Below are 22,663 nucleotides of genomic sequence, written 5' to 3' on the forward strand. Positions count from 1 at the left end.
CCCGCGCGGCAACCCGGATTGACCCGCAAATCGGCCGAATTTCGTGCGATTTCGGCCCTTGCTTAATCCCGGGACGGCTTCAGAGGGGCCGCCGCCGGATCAGGAATTTCTGCGTGCCCTCCAGCACCAGCTCCTTGCGCTGGTTGAACACCGTACTCCCCAGCGTCACCACGCCGGTGGTGCGGCCCGGCACCAGCTCGGTGACCTCGAGCGCGGGATACAGGGTATCGTCGGCGAACACCGGTTTGAGAAAGCGGCTCGATTGCTCGAGGAAGCCGACCAGGGAGTCCTCGACCATGAACGGAAACAGGCCGGCGCCGGGCGCGGTGTGGACCAGGGTCTGGAAGCCGTGGGCGAGCAGATGCGGCATGCCGCGGCTGCGGCAATACTCCACATCGTAATGCACCGGATGAGTGTCGCCGCTCGCGGTCTGGAACGCCGCGAACACCGCTGTCGTCTGGGTGCGGCTCGGCAGCACGAAGCGTTCGCCGACGACGAAATCCTCAAACCAGCGTTGCGTGGGGATCATGCGATGCCGGGTCGGATCGAAATCGGTCATGCCAAGGCTCTCTTGTCGGTGCGATCTCTAGCTACCGCGATAGGAACAGTGCGACAATCCGTTCAATTCGGCGTTGCGGGCTTGTCCCGCGCGCCCACTTCATTAAAACGACGGCAAGCGACACTACCAGCCGATTCCTGATGCTCTCTCCGCTCGTCGCAAGAGCTCCTCGCAATGACGGGCCCCGAATTCAACGCGTCTCAATGCCCTTCTTCAAATCTCTCTCCGCCTATGACGATCGCTCCGCGCGCCTGGCCGGCATCGGGCTGATGGTGCTGTCGATCTTCATGTTCTCGTTCGGCGACGCCATGGGCAAGTTCCTGGTCGGGACCTATTCGGTGGGACAGCTGCTGTTTCTGCGCGCCTGCGCGGCGCTGCTGCTGCTGTCGCCGCTGATCTGGACGCAGCGTCACCAGTTCCTGCATCTGGAGCGGCCGCGCCTGCAGCTGTTTCGCGTCCTGCTCTCGACGCTGGAAGTCGCCGCCTTCTTCCTCGCCACGGTGTATCTGCCGCTCGCCGACGTCATCACCTATTATCTGGCCGGGCCGATCTTCGTCACCGCGATGTCGGCGATTTTCTTGCGGGAGAAGGTCGGCTGGCGGCGCTGGACCGCGATCCTGATCGGCTTCTGCGGTGTCCTGATCGCACTGCGGCCCTCGGCGCAGACCGTCAGCCTGCCGGCGCTGATCGCGCTTGGCGGCAGCCTGTCCTTCGCAACCCTGATGCTGATCACACGCAGCCTGCGCAAGACGCCTGATATCGTGATGGCGTCCTCGCAGTTTGTCGGCACGTTCTCGCTGGGTGCGGTGCTGTCGGCCTTCAACTGGGTGCCGCCGACCTCAGGCAGCCTCGTGATCTTCGCGGCCGCCGGGCTGGTTTCGGTGACCGCGCTGTTCTGCGTCAACCGCTCGCTGAAACTCGCGCCGGCCAGCGTCGTGGTGCCCTATCAATATTCGATGATCGTCTGGGCCGTGATCTTCGGCTTCGTCGTGTTCGGCGACGTGCCGTCAACGGCGACGCTGATCGGCGCCGCGATCATCATCGGCGCCGGGTTCTATATTTACTTGCGCGAGCGCGATCTCGGGCGAGAGAGCGCCGAGGTGAACCCGCCGGCGTAGCTCTTACCCTCCCCTGGAGGGGGAGGGTCGCTGCGCATGTAGCGAAGCGCAATGCGTAGCGGGGTGGGGAGACGGTGTCCCCACATCCAACAGTGCCCGTGTGGAGAGATCACCCCACCCCGCTCGCGCTGCGCGCGATCGACCCTCCCCCTCCAGGGGAGGGTAAGTCACCTCATCCTCCTCGCGCTGCTCCAGCTCTTCAGCGAGGCCCACACCCCGCGCGAGAGGCGCAAGCAGTCGACCGGCGTCGACGAGCCCAGCGCGAGGAAGCGGTGCAGCTGCACGCCGCTCCACTGGAAGCCGCACTTCTCCAGCACCTTGCGCGAGGCCGGGTTGGTGACACGCGCGCCGGCATGGAGATGCTCGTCCTCGAACTCCTCGAAGAAGAAGTCGATCGCGCCGCGGGCGGCCTCGGTGGCAAAGCCCTGGCCCCAATGCTCGACGCCGAGCCAATAGCCGAGCTCGGCATCGCCGGGTTTTGAGCAGTCGATGCCGACCATGCCGACCGGCCTGGTGTCGTGCTCGATCAGGAACACGGTTTCGCTGCCGAGCGCGGCGGTGGCGCGGACGAATTCGACGGCGTCGTCCTGCGAATAGGGATGCGGCAGGCGGCGGGTGTTCTCCGCGATGCGGCGGTCGTTGGCGAGCCGGGCGATGGCCCTGACGTCGGCAAGCGTCGGCCGCCGCAAGGTCAGCCGCTCGGTGGCGACGACGCCAGGTCTCGCCTCAGCCAAGGTCACGCTCGAGAAATCCTGCAACATGTCCGGCTCCGTGAAAGTCACTAAGTCAAAGTGAGCAAGTCAAACGAAAGGGGAGGCCGGTTTCCCGCCTCCCCTGGAGCCTTCGATCTCGATGATCTGGACTCCGCCGGTTCAGTGGGACCGGCGGACTCCAATTTGATCCACCGTCTATTCAGCAGCCTCTGCGATCGGAAGTACCGATACGAAAGTGCGGCCGTTGGCTTTGGCCTGGAACGTGACGCGACCCTCGATCTTGGCGAACAGAGTGTGGTCCGTGCCCATGCCGACATTAAGGCCGGGGTGCCAGGTGGTGCCGCGCTGACGCGCAATGATGTTGCCGGGAATCACGACTTCCCCGCCGAACGCCTTGATACCGAGGCGCTTACCCTTGGAATCGCGTCCGTTGCGCGATGAACCGCCTGCTTTTTTGTGAGCCATGGCCCGTCTCCGAAATCCTGCGTATGTCTAGATCAATTCCTTGACGGAATCATTTCAAAATTTCTCACGCATCAATTCGTGAATTGGCGTGATCAATTGGATTTATTCGGCGGCTTCCGCTGCCGGCTCCTTGACCACCTTTTCCCGCTTCGGACGCGGGCCCTTGGTGGGCTTGGCGCCATCAGTCAGGATCTCGCTGATGCGCAGAACCGTGATCTCGTCGCGATAGCCGCGCTTGCGGCGCGAATTCTTGCGGCGGCGCTTCTTGAAGGCGATGACCTTGGGGCCGCGCTTGTGATCGAGCACCTCGACCGCAACGGACGCGCCTGCGACCGTGGGCAGACCCAGGACCGGCGTGTCGCCGCCGACCACCAGCACGTCATTCAACTGCAGGATCGAGCCGACTTCGCCTTCGATCTTGCCTACTTCGAGAACATCATCCGGCTCGACGCGGTATTGCTTGCCGCCGGTTTTGATGACTGCGAACATCGTTTTTTCTCCGTGTTCAATCCCGGCCTCGCGACGGATTGTCGGGGCCGGCTTTTTGCCAGTCGCTATGGGTTTATGCGAGTTTTGTGCGGGTGGGAGTTATCCCTTTGAAAACCCACGCAAAAACAAGCGGCGCGAGAAACGCCCCGCGCCGGTTGCGGGACTTATAGCCGCAAGATGCCGAGAGTCAAGGAAAACCGGCGAAACGGCCGCGATCTGAAGGATTTGGCTGGCGTCCGATGCTCAGCCCCAATCTGCGGCCCACCTGCAACCAACGGGTTCCCGCACCGTTGTCTCCGCGGATTTGGACACGGGCAAGGGGTCATTCATGGCGGCGGACGAACTGGTCAAGACGACGACGGGCATCGCCCATCACGGCGCGGAGCGGTTGCCGTCGGTGGATATCGACAGCTTCAACATCGAGATGAAGGATGAGGACGGGTTCATCGGCGACCGCGCCAGCAAGGGCGCGTTTCGCGATATCCTCGAGCGCTGGCGCAAGCCGCTGCGCAAGTCCGGCGAGGATCCGTTCGGCAAGGAGCCGTCGGACGAGATCAGCAAGAAGACGCTGGATGCCATCCTGGTCGGCGACGACACCGAGGCCTGGGCGGTGGTGCATAGTGCCATCGAGGACTTCGCCCAGGAGCTCGCTTATGTCACGCGCCGCTTCCTGAAGTCCAAGGCCTGGGCCAAGACCGAGCGCATCGTGGTCGGCGGCGGATTTCGCGATTCCCGGCTTGGCGAGCTCGCGATTGCGCGCACCGAGATCATCCTCAAGGCCGAGGATTTCAAGATCGACATGCTGCCGATCCGCCATCATCCCGATGAAGCCGGCCTGATCGGCGCGCTGCATCTGGCGCCGTCCTGGATCTTCGAGGCCCATGACAGCATCCTCGCGGTCGACATCGGGGGCACCAATATCCGCTGCGGCCTGGTCGAGACGGGCTGGAAGAAGGCAAAGGACCTGTCGAAGGCGAAGGTCGTGAAGTCCGAGCTGTGGCGCCATGCCGATGACGAGCCGACGCGCGAAGGCGCGGTGAAGCGGCTCACGAAGATGCTGAAGGGGCTGATCGCCGAGGCCGAGGAGGAAGGCTACAAGCTGGCGCCGTTCATCGGCATCGCCTGTCCCGGCGTGATCAACGCCGACGGCTCGATCGAGAAGGGCGCGCAGAACCTGCCCGGCAATTGGGAGAGCAGCAAGTTCAACCTGCCGGCGAGCCTGATCGAGGGCGTCCCCGAGATCGGCGAGCACGACACCGCGATCCTGATGCACAATGACGGCGTGGTTCAGGGCCTCTCCGAAGTGCCGTTCATGCAGGACGTCGATCGCTGGGGCGTGCTCACCATCGGCACCGGGCTCGGCAATGCCCGCTTCACCAACCGCCGCAAGGACGGTGGCAACGGCAAGGACAAGGACTCCGCGGAGAACGGGAAGAAAAAGGACAAGGACAGCAAGAAGGGCGACTAGCGTTCGAGGTTCAATCGATGGCAGCGCGGCCCATTCACCTCTCCCGAAGGGAGAGGTCGAATTGCATCGAAGATGCAATTCGGGTGAGGGGTTTCGGTCCCCCTTCGGAGAGCACAGGCCCCAGAGTAACCTTGACCGGTTAGGTTAAGGACCGGATTGCGTTGCGGCGCGCCCCCCGCACGCTACGGTCGAATCGTCGCCTCACCTGGCCGGCGAAGCCGCCCTTCCCAGCCAGTATTTCAATGAGCGGCACCGGGACCGCCAGTGTTTACCGCGTCTGGCGGTCCCACCCCGTTTTTTTAGACATGCAATGAGCCTCAACGCCCGCTCCGACGGCGCTGCGCCCCCTCTCCGTGCTTGTCTCGCCGAAGCCCGCCTTCGGGCGAAGGCGGATGCGGGAGAGGGTTGGGGAGAGGGTGTCTCCGCATTGGGGTTGTCGAAGCGGACGCCTCGCGCCCGAGAAAAACGCGTCAAACCGTCAATCGGACCGCCTTTTCCCTCGCGTTCGTGCCGGGAAGGGGCAGGCGGGACGCAACAGGCAGCGGATTTTCGCCCTCCCAGCCTTGTCTGGCCCGCCATCCTCGCCTATTAACGCCCCAACCACAGGGGCCCAGCTCCTGGCCTTGGCGCCTTCAGGAGAGGTGGCAGAGTGGTTGAATGCACCGCACTCGAAATGCGGCATAGGTGCAAGCCTATCGGGGGTTCGAATCCCTCCCTCTCCGCCAAGCAGTCTGGATGATGCCGTTAGTGGCTTGCACCTGGCTTCTTTCGCCGAAAGTATCGGGGTTTTGGATGATGGTTTCCCGTCACAGATTCTCTGGTATCCAAGAATAGCCATTGCCCGGCAGAACCGGGCTGGAATTCTCCAGAGCTCACTTTGGCAATGGCTTTGCGAGCCGTACCAAGGGTTCGAATCCTTCTCGCTCCGCCAGCCCACTAGAATCGTCTCGTACCGAGAGCTGCAGATTGGCCAGAAACTTGGCCCTTTTCCCGTTTTCTGCAGGCGGAGAACTCTCAGTGTCTCAGAAATCCAAGACCAGCAGTGGTTGCCTCGGCCGCTTCGGAAGTCGCATGATGTTAGGGTCTCGTCAGGCGTCCGGTTCCTTTAATGCCGTCGCCGATCGACAGGCCGACTATCCACAACGCGCATCAGCGAGCTATGAAACAACATCGGACGCGATTCGAGGTCGCGGAGAATCGTCTGCACAGCGGACGGTTGCTGAGCAGAATATTATCGAACGAAGCTGGCTGATCCTGGCGCGTTCTGGGACCCGTAGGGGGGTATATGGTCGAGCAGACGTTGCAGTCGCTCTTGCAATCTTACCGCGATGCGGCCCGCACCGAGCGCGACAAGGGCACATACTTCGAACGATTCGCCATCGCCTATCTCGTCCATGATCCTGTTCAGTTCGAGCAGTATGAACGAGTCGAAACCTTTAGCGACTGGGCAACGACCAACGGCTGGGATGGCCGCGACACGGGTATCGATCTGGTTGCGAAGCTGCGGGATGAAGAAGGCTTCGCTGCGATCCAATGCAAGTTCTACGATCCCTCTTACCGCATCCGGAAAGAAGACATTGACAGCTTCATCTCGGCTTCCGGCAAGCCACCATTTAAGCGGCGCGTCATCATTGACAGCACCGAAAGATCTTGGAGCGAAAACGCCGAGACTATGATCCGGGGACAAGCTATCCCAGTGCTCCGGATCAATCTCTCCGAGATGCAGGAGAGTCCAATACGCTGGGAAACCTTCGCTCACCGAGGCGAGGTTGTGCTGGCAGACAAGAAGAAGCCTCTTCCGCACCAGAGGGACGCGCTGGCAGCTGTGCGCATCGGCCTCACCGAAGCTGATCGCGGCAAGCTCATCATGGCCTGCGGCACCGGCAAAACCTTCACTAGTCTGAAAATCGCCGAAGAGCTTGCAGGTGCGGGCAAGAGCGTCCTTTTCCTTGTACCGTCGCTCGCCCTTATGTCGCAGACCGTTCGGGAATGGACCGCTGATACCGACACCCCTTTGCGGTCCTTCGCGGTGTGCTCCGATACTCAGGTTGGAAAGCGCCGTCAAAGCAATGACGACATTGCCGAGGTTGACGTGCTGGACCTCGCCTTCCCGGCCACCACGAGTGCGCCCTGGCTGGCACGAAGCGCGGCCGAGGCGATCCCAGAAAAGATGACGGTCGTCTTCGCGACTTATCAGTCCATACAGGTCATCGCGGATGCCCAGAAGTGGCATGGCTTGCCGGCATTCGACCTCATTATTTGCGATGAGGCACATCGAACGACGGGCGCGACACTGGCCGGCGACGATGAAAGCAACTTCGTCAAAATCCACAACCATGACGTTATTGCAGGCCGAAAGCGCCTGTACATGACCGCCACTCCTCGCGTGTTCGGGGATGCGGTCAAGAGCAAGGCAAATGAAGCCTCCGCGGTCCTTTGTTCCATGGACGACGAGAGCCTTTACGGCAAAACCCTGTTTACTCGCGGCTTCGGCTGGGCCGTCGAAAACGGCTTGCTCGCCGACTATAAGGTCATGGTGCTGGCCGTCGACGAGCAGATGGTCAGCGGAGGCGTGCAGAATAGGCTTGCCGATGGGACGTCAGAACTGAAGCTGGATGACGCCACTAAAATTATCGGCTGCTACAAGGCACTGACCAAGCATGGCCTGACGAGCGAATTGCTAACCGACCCCCAGCCGATGAAGCGGGCTCTCGCCTTCTGCAAGGACATCGCTGCCTCCAAGCTAGTGCAAAGCGAATTTGCTGCCGTCATCTCCGAGTATTTATCCTCGGATGAAGGCAAGGAAGCCGAGGGCGACGCTACGCCGCTGGAATGCCAGCTTGAGCATGTAGATGGCACTTTCAACGCCAAGGCGCGCACTCGACTTTTGGATTGGTTGAAGGAGGAACACAGCGGTCGTGTCTGCCGCATCCTCACCAATGCTCGGTGCCTGTCCGAAGGCGTAGACGTCCCCACACTCGACGCTGTCTTGTTCATGCATCCGCGCAAATCGCAAATCGACGTGGTGCAGTCCGTGGGGCGCGTCATGCGCCGCGCGCTTGGCAAGAACCTGGGTTACGTAATCCTGCCGATCGGTGTGCCGACAGGCGTGACGCCGGAAGAAGCGTTAAACGATAACGAGCGATACCGAGTAGTCTGGCAAATTCTGAACGCACTCCGCTCCCACGACGAGCGGTTCGACGCGATGATAAACAAGGCCGATCTCGGCGTGGACGTGTCCGACCACATTGAGGTCATCGCTGTCAGCAATAAGCTTCCAGCCCGGAAGGATGGCAGAGATGCCAGACCCGATATAGGTTACGGCGGCTTTGCCGAGGGCGACGACCGCGATCAGGTCGAGCTCAAGCGCACTGATCCTGTCCAGGGCGCCTTCTTCTTTGACGAGTTCTCCAAAGCCATCATGGCCAAAATCGTCAAGAAGTGCGGACGGCGCGACTATTGGGAGGATTGGGCGACTGACATCGCCAAGATTGCCCAGACCCACATTACTCGCATTACCGGCTTGGTTGAAAAGCCGGGATCGCCCGAGCGCGCGGCCTTTGAGAGATTCCTTGCGGAGATAAGGGATGATCTCAATGACAGTATCTCCGAGGCTGAAGCGATCGAGATGCTAGCTCAGCACCTCATTACGCGCCCCGTCTTTGAGGCGCTGTTCGAGGGATACAGCTTCGCGCAGCACAACCCTGTTTCAAAAGCTATGCAGGCAGTCCTAGAAGCCTTGCATGAACACCACCTTGAGAAGGAGACAGAGAGTCTCGACAAATTCTACGAGAGCGTGAAGCGCCGCGCCTCAGGTATTGACCGATCTGAAGCCAAGCAGAAGATCATCGTCGAACTGTATGACAAATTCTTCCGCAACGCCTTCCCCAAGATGACTGAGCGCCTCGGGATCGTCTATACTCCTATCGAGATCGTTGACTTCATTATCCGGTCAGTCGCCGAAATACTTCAATCCGAGTTCGGTCAGACGCTCGGAAGTAAAGGCGTTCACATCATTGACCCGTTCACGGGCACCGGCACTTTCATAACCCGTCTACTGCAATCAGACCTCATCAGAATCGATGAGCTGACACACAAGTATCGTAGCGAGATCCATGCCAATGAAATCGTCTTGCTGGCCTACTACATCGCCGCAATCAATATTGAAGCCGCTTATCATGGAGTAGCTGGCGGAGAGTATGTTCCATTCGAAGGCATCTGCCTCACTGATACCTTCCAGCTCTACGAGCAGAAGCGTGACCTCATTAGTGAGCTTATGGCCGACAACAGCAATCGCCGCACTCGTCAGAAGGCGCTCGACATTCAGGTGGTATTCGGCAACCCACCCTATTCCGGACAACAAGACAGCGAGAACGAGAACAATAAGAACATTGAATACCCGGGCTTAGACGGCCGCATACGTGACACCTATGCGAGAGCATCTAACTCTAAGCTCGCCAAGAGCAACTATGACTCCTACGTCCGTGCCATTCGGTGGGCCTCGGATCGAATCAAGGACAGAGGCATAATTGGGTTCGTAACCAACGGCTCGTTCATCGACGCAAAGAATATGGATGGGCTACGGAAATCCTTAGCCGGCGAGTTCAGTCACCTCTTTGTCTTCGATCTGCGCGGTGACCAAAGAACGTCAGGAGAAGCGTCGCGACGCGAAGGTGGAAAAGTTTTCGGTTCAGGTTCGCGGACGCCCGTCGCTATTACGTTGATGGTTAAAAACCCTGCAACGCCATCGACCGGCGAAGTGTTCTATTACGATATCGGCGACTACCTGAGTCGGGAAGACAAACTCAAGATAATAGCTGAGCGTCGTTCAGCCTCCGGCATCACTTGGTCTCGAATTGTGCCCAATGAGAGCGGTGACTGGATCAATCAACGTGATCCAGTGTTTCAGAGATTTCTACCGTTGGCCGAACGAGATGGCGAGAATGCTCGATCGATATTCAGTTCTAACTCATATGGTGTCGTTACCAATCGCGACCCCTGGGTTTACAACAGTTCAATCCCTGCCGTCGAAGCCTCAGCGCGAAGCCTGATCGCTGCGTTCAACGGTGAATGCGAAAAGTATCGTAAGGCTTGCGAAGGTTTGCCGAAGGAGGAGTGGCCTGCGCTTGAAGACGTAGTTTCGAGTGACCCGAAACGCATTAGCTGGTCAAGAGCGCTTAAAAAGGACGCCCAACGAGGAAAGACGATTGTCTTCAATCCTCAAAGTATAGTGGCGGCAGCCCATCGGCCGTTCGGCCGACAATTCATGTATTTCGACCGTCGCCTAAATGAAATGGTCAATCTAACCAAGCGGATGTTCCCGACCGCCAATCATCGAAACATCGTTATCTCCTGCACTGGTGTGACGGACCGAAAGGGCTTTTCCTGCCTTGTTACCGATCAGGTGCCGAGTATGCACCTCACCGATACGGGCATGTGCTATCCGCTTCATTTCTTCGAGGAGCGAGATAACGATAACGCCGACCTTTTTGGCGCGGATGCATCCGACCAGTACATCCGCAAAGACGGGATTTCGGAATGGGCACTGGCTTTGTTCCAGAGTCACTACGGTGATCCGACGATTACCAAAGAAGATATATTCTGGTGCGTCTACGGGCTCCTACATTCGCCTGAGTACCGGTCACGATTTCGTTCTGACCTTCAAAAAGTGCACCCGCGTCTGCCGCTCGTCGCGGACTTTCGCGCGTTCTCCGATGCAGGACGCGCGCTGGGAGCGCTCCACCTCAACTTTGATGGTGTCGAGCCCTATCCCGTCATCATAGCCCAGGGAGACTTACGGCTAACGAATATTCCAAATCCTGAGCGATTCTATCACGTCGACCAGATGAAATTTGGCGGCAAGCGTAACGATGCAGAGAAAAGCACGGTGATCTACAACGCCAATATCACCATGACGAACATACCCCTCGCAGCTTACGACTACGTTGTGAACGGTAAGCCCGCACTCGAATGGGTGATGGAACGACAGTGCGTGAGCACCGATAAGGTGAGCGGCATCATAAACGATGCCAACCGCTACGCTATTGAGACGATCGGCGATCCGGCGTACCCGTTGTTGCTATTTAGGCAGATGATCACCGTCAGCCTTGAAACTATGAAAATCGTGCGGAGCTTGCCTAGTCTGGGGTTTGCCGACGCGGAAGCTCGCCCTGACGCCATACGAAATATTGACAGAATAAAAAGCGATATCAAGCGACACTGGGGCGATGTCTCCGCGGCTTCTATCGCACTTGCCATCGTGGACGGAATCTCAACCCTTTCCGCTTCCCACGGAAACACACTGCGCGTGGGCGACATTCTCCGTATACTCGGTAAGCAGGAGCTATCGGGCGATATTGTCACAGCCCTCGCAATCCTTGTTCAGTCAGAGTTTGCGATACTCCGTTCCGGTGGCGAGCTGCTGGACAAGAGCGGCGATCGGCACAGGCTCTCGTCGGAAGACTTCAGGCGCGTCCTAACACTCGACACCGTTGTTCATCCTGTCACGAGGACTGAGTTCGAAAACGCATCACATCAGGTTGTCCCGATCTTCGAGGTGGCAACTGAGTTGTTCAGATGAGCCAAGCAATGAGCAAGCCCGAATTGACTGTCGCGGACCTGCGCATTTTGTTTCAAGGCACGGCTCAAGGTGCCGCTCTCGATTATGCCCTTGCCCAAGACCATGATGCCCGTGTCGAAGCTGTTCGAAAAGGTGTCGACTTCGCCTGCAGCGAATTGGAGCAGAATAAGCATAAGAAGCAGAAGCTTGGGGAGGATGCGATTACGCTTGAGATTTGCTCTATGCTGAAGATGGCTGGCTTCCAAGCTGCCCACGATGACGACGTTGGCGGGCATTGTGACATTGTCATAAAGGGAAGGGATCTATTCTTGTGGCTTGCTGAAGCGAAAGAGCATAGTGATTACGCTTGGCTAGATAAGGGCTTCCAACAGCTGTCGACAAGATATTCCACTGGAGTAACGGGACAGGACCAGGGCGAAATATTGGTTTATTGCTACAACCAGAATGCCAAGGCGATGTTGAAGAAGTGGCGCGTAGAATTAGAGGCTCGGAATGCGAGCGTGACAACCGAAGAATCGAGTTGCGGAAACCCGCTCCTATTCTTCTCGACTCATCAGCACGCGGCATCAGGGATGGACTTTCATGTCCGGCACAAGGCCGTTACGCTCCACTGGGATCCCAAAGATTAATTGACGGCAGAAGGCGGCCGCCTAGTGAAACACTCCGCGGGGGCCCTGCCTCTAAGTGGAGCGGCAACTACAACGTTCACAATTTTAAGCGCGGCGCGGCGCCCACGCCCCTGCCATTGCGTACCAATGAGTTACGGTGCCGATGCATTAAACTGGCAGTGTCCGGTGGCGAACGTCAGGGCAAACAAAAGCCCAACCAGCGTCGACTGCGCAACTCGGTCGCCTTCAAGGACGAGAACCCTGCCGATCAGAACCTCCTGCAATGATGACAGTATGCTCCTGTTTTGCCCGACGGCGCAAATGACCGGAGACGTCATTCGAAATCGCCACAACCGATCGTGCCCCATTCTGCCGGCCGGCACGGCATACGCCCGGCAGCGAGCCAAACTTATGATTCTTGACTCGTCTTGCTCTTGAACTCTGCCCGACGTGTCACCCGATTCCGCATCGTGTAAGTCATTGATCTTGCAGCTGCCGGCTACTGTGCATGGGGTTGTTTTCGCGCTTTTGTGTTGTCCGGTCGCCGAAGACATGGGACTTGATCGTCACGCGCCGGCTGGCTTCACGGAAGGCCGATCGTCGTCACCGAACAAGCGAGACGGACATGCAATCTTCCGGCAGCGGCTGGGGCAACGGGCTTCTCGGCGTCATCATCTTCAGCGGCTCGCTGCCGGCGACGCGCGTGGCCGTCGGCGGCTTCTCGGCGCTGTTCCTGACGTCGGCGCGCGCGGTCATCGCCGCGCTGATCGGTCTTGCCGTGCTCGGCCTGCTGCGGCAGGCGCGGCCGCAGCGCAAGGATCTTGCCTCCCTCACCATCGTCGCCATCGGCGTCGTGGTCGGCTTCCCCCTTCTGACCGCGCTCGCGCTCCAGCACATCACCTCGGCACGTTCGATCGTCTTCATCGGCTTGCTGCCATTGTCGACAGCGATCTTCGCCGTGCTGCGCGGCGGCGAGCGGCCGCAGCCGCTGTTCTGGCTGTTCGCTGGTCTCGGCAGCGCCACGGTGGCCGGCTTTGCCTTGACCGGCGACGGATCGGCCTCGCTCACCGGCGATCTGCTGATGGTCGCCGCCATCGTGCTGTGCGGCCTCGGCTATGCCGAAGGCGCCGCGCTGTCGCGCCGGCTCGGCGGCTGGCAGGTGATCTCCTGGGCGCTGCTGCTTGCGCTGCCGCTGATGGTGCCGCTCGCGCTATGGACCTGGCCGCCGGACTGGAGCGGCGTCAGCGTGCCCGCCTGGATCGGGCTCGCTTACGTCTCGATCTTCAGCATGTTCGTCGGCTTCATCTTCTGGTACCGCGGCCTCGCGCTCGGCGGCATCGCGCGCGTCGGCCAGTTGCAACAGCTGCAGCCGTTCTTCGGTCTTGCGCTCGCGGGCCTGCTTCTGCACGAACCCGTCGCCTGGAGCATGATCGCGGCGACCGCGCTCGTGGTCGCCTGCGTGTACTTCGCGCGGCGGTATGCGTGACTGTGGTCAGATCGCGCGTTGGGTGTTGAGAGCGCGCGGCTACGTCGTCTTCCTGCCCGGCCTGTCGATCCCGGGCATCCGCCCGATCTGCTCGGCCAGGAAGTCGACCAGCAGCCGCACCCGGGCGATGCCGGACCGCTCCGGCACGATCAGCATGTTCAGCGGAACGGGCGGCGGCGAATATTCCGGAAGCACGATCTCGAGCTTGCCGGCGGCGAGAAGGTCCTCGACGAGCCAGAGATGCGCGGGCGCAATACCGCGGCCCGCCGCGAGCGCCTCGCGTGCGGCAAGCCCGTGGTCCACGCGCAACCGCCCGCCAAATGGCACCGCATGGCGGCCGCCGCGACGTCCGTGCAGCACGAGCAAATCGCTGCCGGCGATGTTGGACATCCTGATCCCCTCATGCTGGGCGAGGTCTTGCGGGCGCGCGGGCCTGCCGCGCAGGGCCAGATAATCGGGTGAGGCCACGAGCACCCGCCGCGACTGGCCAAGCGGCTTGAGCTTCATCGAACTCTCGGCGAGCGGGCCCAGGCGGAGCGCGACGTCGACACCTTCCCGCACAAGGTCGATCCGCTCGTCCGTCAGGCTGAGATCCACCGCCACCTCCGGATAGCGGTCCTGGAAGGCGAAGATGAGCCGGCTGACATGGAGCACGCCGAACGCCGCGGTGCAGGAGGCGCGTACCGTTCCGGCGGCTGCACCGCGCGTGCTGCGCGCCTCGTCGCGCGCCTGCTCGATCAGGCGCAGAATCTGCACACAGTCGGCGTAATAGCGGCGACCCTCTTCCGTCATCGTCACACTGCGCGTGGTCCGGGTGAGCAGCGGCACGCCGACGGCTTGCTCCAGTTCCCGGATGTGCCGTGTCACCGTCGATTGGCCGAGACCAAGCTCGCGTGCGACCGCGGACAGGCTTCCCCGCTCGGCGACCCGCACGAAGCTGCGCATGCGCTCGAGCGTAACCTCCGGTCCATCCATTTTTCGGCACAATCCTATCCGTTGGCGACGTCTACCGAATTGCGATCCGTCGCGCTAGCTCATGCGCGGAAATCATCAACCAATGGTGCTGATCATGAAAGTCTTGATCGTCTACGCTCATCCCGAACGACGCTCGCTCAGCGGCTCGCTCCGCGATGTCGCCGTCAGAGAGCTCGAGGCCCAGGGCCACGAGGTGCGGGTGTCAGACCTCTACGCCCAAGGTTGGAAGCCCGACGTCGACCGCGCCGACTTTCCGTCGTTGCCGGCCGACGCGCGGCTTGCGCCCGCCGCGGCCTCCAGGCAGGCGTTCGAGGCCGGCACACTGACTGCAGATGTCAAAGCCGAGATCGAGAAGCTGCTGTGGGCGGATGTCCTGATCCTGCTGTTTCCGCTCTGGTGGTTCAGCATGCCGGCGATCCTCAAGGGCTGGGTCGACCGCGTGTTCGCCTACGGTTTCGCATACGGTGTCGGCGAGCACAGCGAGAAGCGTTGGGGTGACCGCTATGGCGAGGGTCGGCTCGCGGGCAAACGCGCGATGCTGATCGTGACGGCCGGCGGCTGGCAGGAGCATTATTCGGCCCGCGGGATCAACGGGCCAATCGATGATCTGCTGTTCCCGATCAATCACGGCATTCTCTATTATCCCGGATATGACGTGCTTCCGCCGTTCGTCGTCTACAAGGCCGACAAGCTCGACGAGGGCGGCTTCCGGGCGATAGCTGAACGTTTGCGCGAGAGGATGAGAACGCTTGCGACGACCTCGCCGATTGCCTATCGGCGCCAAAATGGCGGCGACTACCTGATTCCGAGCATGCAGCTCCGCGCCGGGCTCGAGTCCCCGGGGGCCAGCGGTTTCGCGCTTCACGTCGGGCGGACCGAGGCGCGCAGCGCAATTGATGAGGGGAGCCCCACGCCGTCGGCAAGGGATGTCGGCGCGGCAACGGTTTAGTCTAACGACACCCGCGCGCGGCGGGCCGGGATTGCAGGGTCTTCGAAGTACCCGCGCAAGAGACCGGCCCCGATCGCGAGCGGCGCCCAACGAACTTACTCCATCACCGTCCGCGTCAGCGTGCTCCGCGCAAACTTCTTCAGCGGCATCGGCTTGCCGAACAGAAAGCCCTGCACGAGGTCGAAGCCGAGCTCGTTGGCCGCAACGAGATCTGAGCGGCTCTCGACCCCCTGGGCCACGGTGCGCGCGCCATAACTCTGCGCCAGCTCGACGATATGGCGGCACACCGTGCGCTTGAGCCGATCGTTGCCGCTGCCGGTGACGAATTGCCGGTCGGCCTTCAGCTTGACGAAGGGAATCTTGTCGAGGCCCATCAGCGCCGGCCAGTTGGCGCCGAGATTGTCGATCGACAGGCCGATATTGTGCAGGCCGACCTCGCGCGCGACCTCGGTGAGGTGACCGAGGTCGCGGATCGCCTCCTCGCTGTCGATCTCGACCGTCAGCTCGCCGAAGGCCGGATGCGCCGGCACGCTGCGGCAGAGGTCGCGCACCGCCTCTGGCTCCATGAGATAGGACGCGGGAAGATTGATCGACAAATCGATCGGGCTTTGTTGCTCCAGAAGATAGTGCCAGTCCTGCATGGCGCGCTCGATCACGAACTCCGACAGGTCGCGCAAATGCGGATCGTGCGGCTCCGGAATGAAATAGGCCGGCGGCACCACGCCCCAGGTCGGATGCCGCATCCGCACCAGCGCCTCGGCGCCGCTGCGGACCAGCGTGCGCGCGTCGACCTTGGGCTGGTACCAGAGCTCGAGCCAGCCGGCATGCAGGGCCTCGCCGACATGCACGGCCGGGCTCGGCGCCGGCTCCTCCGGCAGCAGCATGGCGACGCGCTCGCGCAGCGTTTCCGCGGCAAAGGGCGTGGTCAGCGGCGGCAGCATGGTCAGACCATATTCCTCGCCGACCTGCTGCACGGCCCTGACGATGATCGACTCACGAGCGCCGACGGCCAGAACCTTGCCGGCAAAAGCCTCGCGCACCAGTATTTCGAGAAATCTGCCGGGCTCGATGCCGTCGGTGGCGACGCCGAGCAGGATCAGGTCCGGCAGGTCGGTGGCGAGCACGGTCTGCAGTTGGTCCGCACTGGCGCATTCGCTGGTGACGAAGCCGAGATCCTCCAGCACCTCGCTGAGAAACGCGCGCAGATGCCGCTTGCTATCGGCCACGCAGGCGCGCGGCGTTACCTTTCGTCGTCCGAAGGTCACAGGCCTTCGTCCGACGAGTTCAATCATCCCGTCGTTCATCGTACACCACTCCCGTTCGTGACGGTTTCATAAACGGCGAGCGTGGGTTCAAATAAGGAGAGCTTCACATCGTTCTTGAATTATCTGAGTAACGTTAAGCCCTGCAATTCGAGCTAAATCTTAGACAGTCTGTTCGAAAAGAATTTGCATATTCGAGCGCCGCACGCACAACGATTGCCAGCGCCTACAAATGTCTCTCGCGCGATGTAAGTGCGTCCTGCTCGTCGGCCGGCGGAGGCAATGCGACTTTTGGCCCGCGGCCGCGAATGTGAAGCGGATCACATGCGGGTGGCTGCACTTGCGCTATTGCTCGGCACAGCCGGTGGTGGGCTGTCGAGGATCACGACAATGACGACGCGGCGAATGATGTATTGGTGGTTCAGAACCGTGATGTCAGGGCGATTTCTCGATCGCTTCCTGTGCCTCCCGCGCGTGCACTAAAGCGCGCCGCGCGATATCAGGTCTGCCCGATCAATTTGCGTATCGCCGCTGCGCCGTCCTGCACCGCGTCGCGTCCCTTCCAGGCCAGATAAGACAGCTTGCCGCCGAGCGTGTCGTGGCTGCGGAGCCGGCGAGAGCCGAGAATGTGGCCGACATTGGAAGGGAAGCGGCTCACCTCGGCAGACACCAGCGCCGCGATCGCGTCCATCAGTTGCTGGAGCCGGATGCCCCATTCGCTGGCTTCGATGCCGTCGATGCGCACCTTAAGTGCATATTCGGTGTCGTAGATCTCGGTGAGCAGGTCGCGGGCGACCAGCACCCGGTTGTGCCGGAGCGCGATGCGAAGCGCGAGGCGCTTGTCATCGAGCCGGTCGAGCACCATGGGAACGACGCAGGCATAGGGCGCGGCGGCGACGTCGGCAGGGCTCTTGCTCGCTGCGGGCTTGGTGGCGAGACGCACCAATTGCCAGGGCGTCGCAAGGCGCCTCGCGACCAGCGTCAACGCGAAGGGCAGTGCCTCGGGATGAGCCTTCTTGAAGGCGTCGAGTTGGGCGGTGATCTGGGTGACCTTGCCGTCATCGAATCTTGTGATTTTTTCAGGCAGCTTTTCGTTGAATTTCGGCAGCGCAGCGCCGGCGCGCAGCACATGCTGCATCTTCCTGACGTCGTCGAAGGCGCTGCGCGACGCGGTGTACTGCGCGAGCTTGGCACGCGCTAATTCGGCGCTCTGCCCCGAAGCGAAGGTGCTCTCGAGGACCTTGACGACCTTGGTCTGGAAGGTCGATGCGATCTTCAGGACTTCCTTCGGATTGTTGGCGGCAACCTGGTCGCCGATCGCCTTGATGTAGTCGCGTGCCATGGTCGGCAGCAGGTCGCGGCAGATCCACTCCCAGATCGGAGTGAGGGTGTTGCGCGAAATCCGCCCCATATTGGCGTGCTCGGGCGCGCCGTCGATCAGGAACAGCTCGAGCGGCGCGAAGAAATAGCGCGATGGACTGGTGGCGCGCGCCTGGTTCGCGCCGTCCTTGCGAAACTCGGCGCGCAAGCGGGACAGGACGTCGGTCAAGCCCGGCATGTCGATGCCGCACAGCTCGAGCCGCTCCAGCTCACTGAGCAGACAGCTGCGCGACAGCGGCGTCAGCCTCTGCAGGAATTCCGACAGCCGATCGATCTCGTCCATGCACGCAGTCTTTCGCAGCGTGTCCCGCGGGCATGCGGGCCCAATGCGTGGAGGCATTTGCGCGCTCTCAACCCCCTAAGAGAAGCAAGTCGCCGTTAATTATTCCGTAAAAGCCGGGAGGCGCTTCGGGCGAAAGGCAGCCATTAAGGAATTTTCGGCTCGTTTTCTTAACTCGTCAGCAGAACTCAACCCTGCGGGACCGAATTCCGCGCGGCGCAAGCACAAATTGTGCCGACGTCGCCATTTTAGCGCAAAACTGCCGGAATCACCGTAGTCTTACGGAGCAGAAAGTTAACCACAGATCGCGCCCTGTTCCGCTAAATGAGTGACATGGGGTCACAGAATGATACGGCCACCGATTCGCGGCCGTCGGCATGGTACGAAAGCAGCGCTGCTCCAATCGAAGAGCTCGATTTCGTCTGCCTGAGCGCCGCCCGGGCCAAGGCGGCCGACGAAATGGCCGCTGCCATTGCCCGCGAGCTCAACGGCCCCCTGACTGCGCTGCTGCTCTACATGGGCGAGATCAAGCATCACAGCGATCAACTCGCGCCCGTGTCAGGCGACCGTGCCTATTTGCAGCGGGTGGTCGAAAACGCGCTGGCACAGACCGAGCGCGTTTGCGGCCTGGTCAAGCAGCTTGCCGGTCCTCACAAGGGTGGCGTGTCGATCCCGTCTAGTGCCGAGGACGCAGGATCGAAGGCCGTCCGCGTACAGCAAGCCCAGCGCGTGCCGAGCGCCGAACTTCTCGGCCTGTCGGGCCAGAAGCGGCTGACCAAGCGCGAGCGCGAGGTGCTGCGGCTGATCAGCGAAGGTTATTCGAACAAGCAGGGCGCGCTTCGGATGCAGATCAGTCCGCGCACGTTCGAGAGCCATCGTGCCGAGGCGATGCGCAAGCTCGGTGCGCGCAACACCGCGGATCTCGTCCGTGCGGCACTGCTGCATTCAATCGACTGAGGCCGGCCGGTTGAACCGCCGGCTGGCGGTGCGGACAAAGGCTCGAGATATCTCCCGAGAACTCTGGAAACCGGATCGCGCTCAGAAATAGTCTTCAGCGAAGGGACGCGCGCGCGAGGTGGGGCGCAGCGGCTTGATCTCTTCTTTCGGGCCGTTCGGGATGATCGTGATGGTCCAGCGGGGAGGCATGCTCGATTCCTGCTCCAGCACCGAACGCACAAAGCCGGTCACCGTCGACTCGCCAGCCTTCACCGTCGTCGTCCGGCCGTTGAACTGTGCGATGCGGAAGCGGCGAACCTCCTTCTGGTCCGCGGTCTCGTAGGTGAACATGGAAACCCTCCTGGTTTCCCGCGACTATCACCATCTATGATTAGCCATCTCTAAAAATCGCAAACCGTAGAAGTACGGCGGGAATGCACGCGCGAGTAGTTAGCGCGGCGGCTCCTGGGCGCGCGCGGCGGCATAGGCGGCATCCATCAGGTCCAGGAGCTCGCGGAATTCGACGTCGCCGAGCCTCTCCGCGGTCTTCTCCAGCATCAGCGCCAGCGCCGCGAGCCTGACATAGCCGAACGTCCCGGCCGCGCTCTTCAGCGAATGCGCCTCGCGCGCGATCCTGGCGTGGTGCTGCGCGAGCGAGAGCGTGCGGAACGATTGCAGGCGCGCGCAGGTCCCGCTCCAAAACACGTCGCGCACTTCGCAGGCGCCATCTTCGCCGATCTCGCGCACCAGTGCTTCGTACGCGCGCGGCTCGCGCGCGGGTTCGGCCTCGGGCGCCTTCTGCGCGGGCGCGGCGGTGACTTCAAACATGGCCTTGCCTTGATCACGGATCATTGTCGCGCGGCACACCCGGCGCGAGGGCCCGCCGTGTCTACGGCATTCGAATTTCAGTTCCGGTAGCAGGACATGCGGTGTTTGCGGACCGGGATTACCCGGCGGTTTACCATGCGAGCGGCGGTCAATGCGCGCCGAGCAGCCGGTCGTACTGGGCCTTCACGGTGGCGTAACATTCGCACGCCGTCTCGCGCAGCCCGTCGAGGTTGACGATCTGGATGTGTCCGCGGCTGTAATGGATGAAATCGGCCTGTTGCAATGTATTGGCGACCAGCGACACGCTGTTGCGCCGCGCCCCGATCATCTGCGCCAATGCCTCCTGGGTCAGCAGCAGCCGGAAGTCGCCCGACAAATCATGCGTGTGCAACAGGCAGCGCGACAGCCGTGCCTCCACCGGGTGGGCAGCGTTGCAGCCCGCGGTCTGCTGGACCTGGGCGTAAACCGCGAGCCCATGGCGCGTCAGCAGCGTGCGCAGGGTGCTGCTCTGGTCGGCGGCAATGTGCAGCCGGTCGAGATCCATCACCGACGCAAGGCCCGGCACCAGCACGGTGGCGGTGTTCAACGCGCACGCATCGCCCATGGTCGAGAGTGTCCCGAGCAGGCTGTCGCGGCCGATCATGGCGACCTGCACATGCTCGCCTTTGTCGAGCTTCACCACCAGCGAGATAACGCCGCGATGAGGAAAGTAAGCCCGTTTCAGTGTCTCGCCGGTCTCGACCAGCACCGCGTCATGGGGCAGGTCAACTGTTCGCAGGTGCAGGCGGATCAATTCATAATCGTTCGCCGGCAGTGCCGACAGGAAACCGTTGGATGGGCGCACCATCGTTTCCAAAGCTGCCTCCCGTGTCCTGGCCAGCGCGTCGCAGCACGCGAAACTTACTGTCCAGGTAAGTTCCATCATCTTCCTGTCGGGATATTTTAGCAATTGGGACAAGATGTCCGGACCGCGGGTGATGCCGGCTGCAACATCGGTGTGCACGTCTGCATCCAGATGATCGTGCCACACTCATCGCCGCAGGACATCTATCAGGTCACCCAAGACAGGTCCCCTGACCATTTCGACGGTAGCGAGATGAGGACGCAGCAGATTCAGATCGGCCGCGTCGAGCATTTGCAGCAGTCCGGCGCGTTCAATGTGATCGACGCCGCCTCCGGTTCGTCATCCAGCTGCGGGGTAGCCGAGGTGTTACGCAGGTTGTGTCTCCTTCCATATACCCGTTGAGGGGCAGACAGGGTAATGCATTGCGGCGGAAATGAGAATGGCACGCTGATTCGCTTTTGAGCACGCGCGCCCGTCCTGCGAGGGTTGCGCAGGCGAAAGCGACCAGGGGGCTTTCATGAGCTGGAAGCATTGCATCCGCGCGTCCATCGGACGCCGGCGCGACCCGCGCAGCCTCGTTGTCGGGACGAGCGCCTACAGTTCTCCAACATCGCTCCGAACCATGGCGCCGTGTGGCCGCAGATTCAGCGTCCATCATCTTCCCCACTTCGCCACCGACGTTTGCGACCGTCCACTTCTCGAGCAAGGGAGAAAGGCGTGCCTCACGGTTCAATGATTGAATCGCCGAAACAGGAAGCTCAAGCGGGGAGGGAAGGTCTGCGCCATCTTCTCGTTGTCGACGACGACCCGATGGTTTGCATGGCCATTGAGATCTATCTCAAGCGTAACAATTTTCGGGTGACGATCGCCGGCGGAGGTGAGGCCGGACTGCGGGCCCTCGAACACGAGCGGTTCGATCTGATGATCATCGACATCTTCATGCCGCACATGCGCGGGTTCGAATCGATCCGAATCTTCCACGAGCGGGCGCCTGTCGTTCCGCTGATTGCGATGTCGGGCTACGCCTTCGCCAATCTGAATTCGCCCGCTCCCGATTTCCTCCGGATGGCGCTGGAGCTCGGGGCCGCACGCTGTCTGCGCAAGCCGTTCACGCCGCACGCGCTGCTCACCGCCATCAACGATTGCCTGGCGGAGCATCGCCCCGACGGCGACATTGCCGCGGCCGCGCGGCTCGGTTAGCGCGGCACGAGTCGCGGTGGCAACGGAGTAAGGATTCGTTTACCTCATGCGCGGACCGCGCAGATCGCGGCAACACCAAAAAGCGCGGGCCTCGAGAGCGTCGCCGGTTGCGGGCGGCTCGGTCCATCGCCCTGCCAGCCGTCTCTATCGTTCTTCACGAGCAGGATTTTCCCGCGTACCCCGCCCTTGCGTTACCGGCCCGTTTACCTTGCGCGCCGCCTCCGTTGTGGCGCGAACTGGGTTTTGCCGCAAAGCACTCCAGCATGCAGTCGAACCGCAAACTTCTCTTCAATATCAGTAGTAGCACGGAGGATGAAATTAACGGGACTGTGAAAGGGGATGTCTAACGATCCAGGATTGGGCGTCCGTCCGTGCCAAGGGTGGCTCAGGCGTCGAGTTTCGGCCCAGGTCAGTAAGGCGTAGCTCATGGATGATCTGTTGCGGGAGTTTCTGACGGAGACCAGCGAGAGCCTGGACACCGTTGACAATCAGCTGGTGAAGTTCGAGCAGGAGCCGAACAACG

General features: G+C 61.3%; 18 protein-coding genes and 1 tRNA gene. 9 read left to right on the forward strand and 10 right to left on the reverse strand.

Annotated features, from left to right (window positions below; genetic code table 11):
* Positions 1 to 79 precede the first annotated feature (79 nt).
* Positions 80 to 559 (reverse strand): MaoC family dehydratase, encoded by a 480-nt coding sequence (locus IVB28_RS29250; protein WP_247531006.1) that lies wholly within the window; start codon positions 557 to 559, stop codon positions 80 to 82.
* 203 nt (positions 560 to 762) lie between these two features.
* Here IVB28_RS29250 and IVB28_RS29255 point away from each other — a divergent pair, with 203 nt between their 5' ends.
* On the forward strand, positions 763 to 1,677 hold the full coding sequence (locus IVB28_RS29255; protein WP_247531007.1) for a DMT family transporter: 915 nt from the start codon (positions 763 to 765) through the stop codon (positions 1,675 to 1,677).
* Positions 1,678 to 1,844: 167 nt separating this feature from the next.
* Here IVB28_RS29255 and IVB28_RS29260 read toward each other — a convergent pair whose 3' ends face one another.
* The 3 genes from IVB28_RS29260 to rplU all read right to left on the reverse strand — a co-directional run bounded on the left by IVB28_RS29260 (position 1,845) and on the right by rplU (position 3,344).
* On the reverse strand, positions 1,845 to 2,438 hold the full coding sequence (locus IVB28_RS29260) for a GNAT family N-acetyltransferase (protein WP_247531008.1): 594 nt from the start codon (positions 2,436 to 2,438) through the stop codon (positions 1,845 to 1,847).
* Positions 2,439 to 2,585: 147 nt separating this feature from the next.
* On the reverse strand, positions 2,586 to 2,855 hold the full coding sequence (gene rpmA, locus IVB28_RS29265; RefSeq protein ID WP_011083253.1) for a 50S ribosomal protein L27: 270 nt from the start codon (positions 2,853 to 2,855) through the stop codon (positions 2,586 to 2,588).
* A gap of 102 nt (positions 2,856 to 2,957) precedes the next feature.
* On the reverse strand, positions 2,958 to 3,344 hold the full coding sequence (rplU, locus tag IVB28_RS29270) for a 50S ribosomal protein L21 (RefSeq protein ID WP_247531009.1): 387 nt from the start codon (positions 3,342 to 3,344) through the stop codon (positions 2,958 to 2,960).
* A 328-nt stretch (positions 3,345 to 3,672) separates the two neighbouring features.
* Here rplU and IVB28_RS29275 point away from each other — a divergent pair, with 328 nt between their 5' ends.
* The 5 genes from IVB28_RS29275 (at position 3,673) to IVB28_RS29295 (ending at position 13,486) form a co-directional block, all read left to right on the forward strand.
* Positions 3,673 to 4,812 (forward strand): ROK family protein, encoded by a 1,140-nt coding sequence (locus IVB28_RS29275; RefSeq protein WP_247531010.1) that lies wholly within the window; start codon positions 3,673 to 3,675, stop codon positions 4,810 to 4,812.
* A 635-nt stretch (positions 4,813 to 5,447) separates the two neighbouring features.
* Positions 5,448 to 5,537: transfer RNA gene (locus tag IVB28_RS29280), tRNA-Ser, on the forward strand.
* A gap of 560 nt (positions 5,538 to 6,097) precedes the next feature.
* Entirely contained in the window at positions 6,098 to 11,392 is a 5,295-nt protein-coding gene (locus tag IVB28_RS29285) for a type ISP restriction/modification enzyme (RefSeq protein ID WP_247531011.1), read from the forward strand.
* Positions 11,393 to 11,400: 8 nt separating this feature from the next.
* Complete coding sequence (locus IVB28_RS29290; protein ID WP_247531012.1) at positions 11,401 to 12,021, forward strand: hypothetical protein; 621 nt, start codon at positions 11,401 to 11,403, stop codon at positions 12,019 to 12,021.
* 604 nt (positions 12,022 to 12,625) lie between these two features.
* Positions 12,626 to 13,486 carry a DMT family transporter gene (locus IVB28_RS29295; protein WP_247531013.1) on the forward strand — a complete coding sequence of 287 codons (861 nt, stop codon included), beginning with the start codon at positions 12,626 to 12,628 and terminating at the stop codon, positions 13,484 to 13,486.
* Between the two features lie 39 nt (positions 13,487 to 13,525).
* Here IVB28_RS29295 and IVB28_RS29300 read toward each other — a convergent pair whose 3' ends face one another.
* Entirely contained in the window at positions 13,526 to 14,461 is a 936-nt protein-coding gene (locus IVB28_RS29300) for a LysR family transcriptional regulator (RefSeq protein ID WP_247531014.1), read from the reverse strand.
* A gap of 94 nt (positions 14,462 to 14,555) precedes the next feature.
* Here IVB28_RS29300 and IVB28_RS29305 point away from each other — a divergent pair, with 94 nt between their 5' ends.
* Complete coding sequence (locus IVB28_RS29305; RefSeq protein ID WP_247531015.1) at positions 14,556 to 15,410, forward strand: NAD(P)H-dependent oxidoreductase; 855 nt, start codon at positions 14,556 to 14,558, stop codon at positions 15,408 to 15,410.
* Positions 15,411 to 15,505: 95 nt separating this feature from the next.
* On the opposite strand, the gene IVB28_RS29310 is transcribed toward IVB28_RS29305, so the two are convergent.
* Together IVB28_RS29310 and IVB28_RS29315 are read right to left on the reverse strand one after the other, a co-directional pair.
* Complete coding sequence (locus tag IVB28_RS29310) at positions 15,506 to 16,714, reverse strand: EAL domain-containing response regulator (protein WP_247531016.1); 1,209 nt, start codon at positions 16,712 to 16,714, stop codon at positions 15,506 to 15,508.
* Between the two features lie 457 nt (positions 16,715 to 17,171).
* Positions 17,172 to 18,335, reverse strand: a complete 1,164-nt coding sequence (locus IVB28_RS29315) for a hypothetical protein (RefSeq protein WP_247531017.1) — start codon at positions 18,333 to 18,335, stop codon at positions 17,172 to 17,174.
* Between the two features lie 330 nt (positions 18,336 to 18,665).
* Here IVB28_RS29315 and IVB28_RS29320 point away from each other — a divergent pair, with 330 nt between their 5' ends.
* Positions 18,666 to 19,289 carry a helix-turn-helix transcriptional regulator gene (locus tag IVB28_RS29320; protein ID WP_247531018.1) on the forward strand — a complete coding sequence of 208 codons (624 nt, stop codon included), beginning with the start codon at positions 18,666 to 18,668 and terminating at the stop codon, positions 19,287 to 19,289.
* Between the two features lie 81 nt (positions 19,290 to 19,370).
* Here the strand turns inward: IVB28_RS29320 and IVB28_RS29325 are convergent, their stop codons facing one another.
* From IVB28_RS29325 to IVB28_RS29335, 3 genes are all read right to left on the reverse strand, one after another.
* The gene (locus tag IVB28_RS29325) at positions 19,371 to 19,619 is read right to left on the reverse strand and encodes a hypothetical protein (RefSeq protein ID WP_247531019.1); all 249 of its coding nucleotides are present in this window, start codon (positions 19,617 to 19,619) and stop codon (positions 19,371 to 19,373) included.
* 99 nt (positions 19,620 to 19,718) lie between these two features.
* The gene (locus tag IVB28_RS29330; RefSeq protein WP_247531020.1) at positions 19,719 to 20,096 is read right to left on the reverse strand and encodes an Hpt domain-containing protein; all 378 of its coding nucleotides are present in this window, start codon (positions 20,094 to 20,096) and stop codon (positions 19,719 to 19,721) included.
* A gap of 148 nt (positions 20,097 to 20,244) precedes the next feature.
* On the reverse strand, positions 20,245 to 20,943 hold the full coding sequence (locus tag IVB28_RS29335; protein ID WP_247531022.1) for a Crp/Fnr family transcriptional regulator: 699 nt from the start codon (positions 20,941 to 20,943) through the stop codon (positions 20,245 to 20,247).
* 774 nt (positions 20,944 to 21,717) lie between these two features.
* On the opposite strand from IVB28_RS29335, the gene IVB28_RS29340 reads away from it, so the two are divergent.
* Positions 21,718 to 22,140 (forward strand): response regulator, encoded by a 423-nt coding sequence (locus IVB28_RS29340; protein ID WP_247531023.1) that lies wholly within the window; start codon positions 21,718 to 21,720, stop codon positions 22,138 to 22,140.
* The last annotated feature ends 523 nt before the right edge of the window (positions 22,141 to 22,663 follow it).

Source organism: Bradyrhizobium sp. 199, assembly GCF_023073355.1.
In the GTDB taxonomy this organism is placed as follows: domain Bacteria; phylum Pseudomonadota; class Alphaproteobacteria; order Rhizobiales; family Xanthobacteraceae; genus Bradyrhizobium.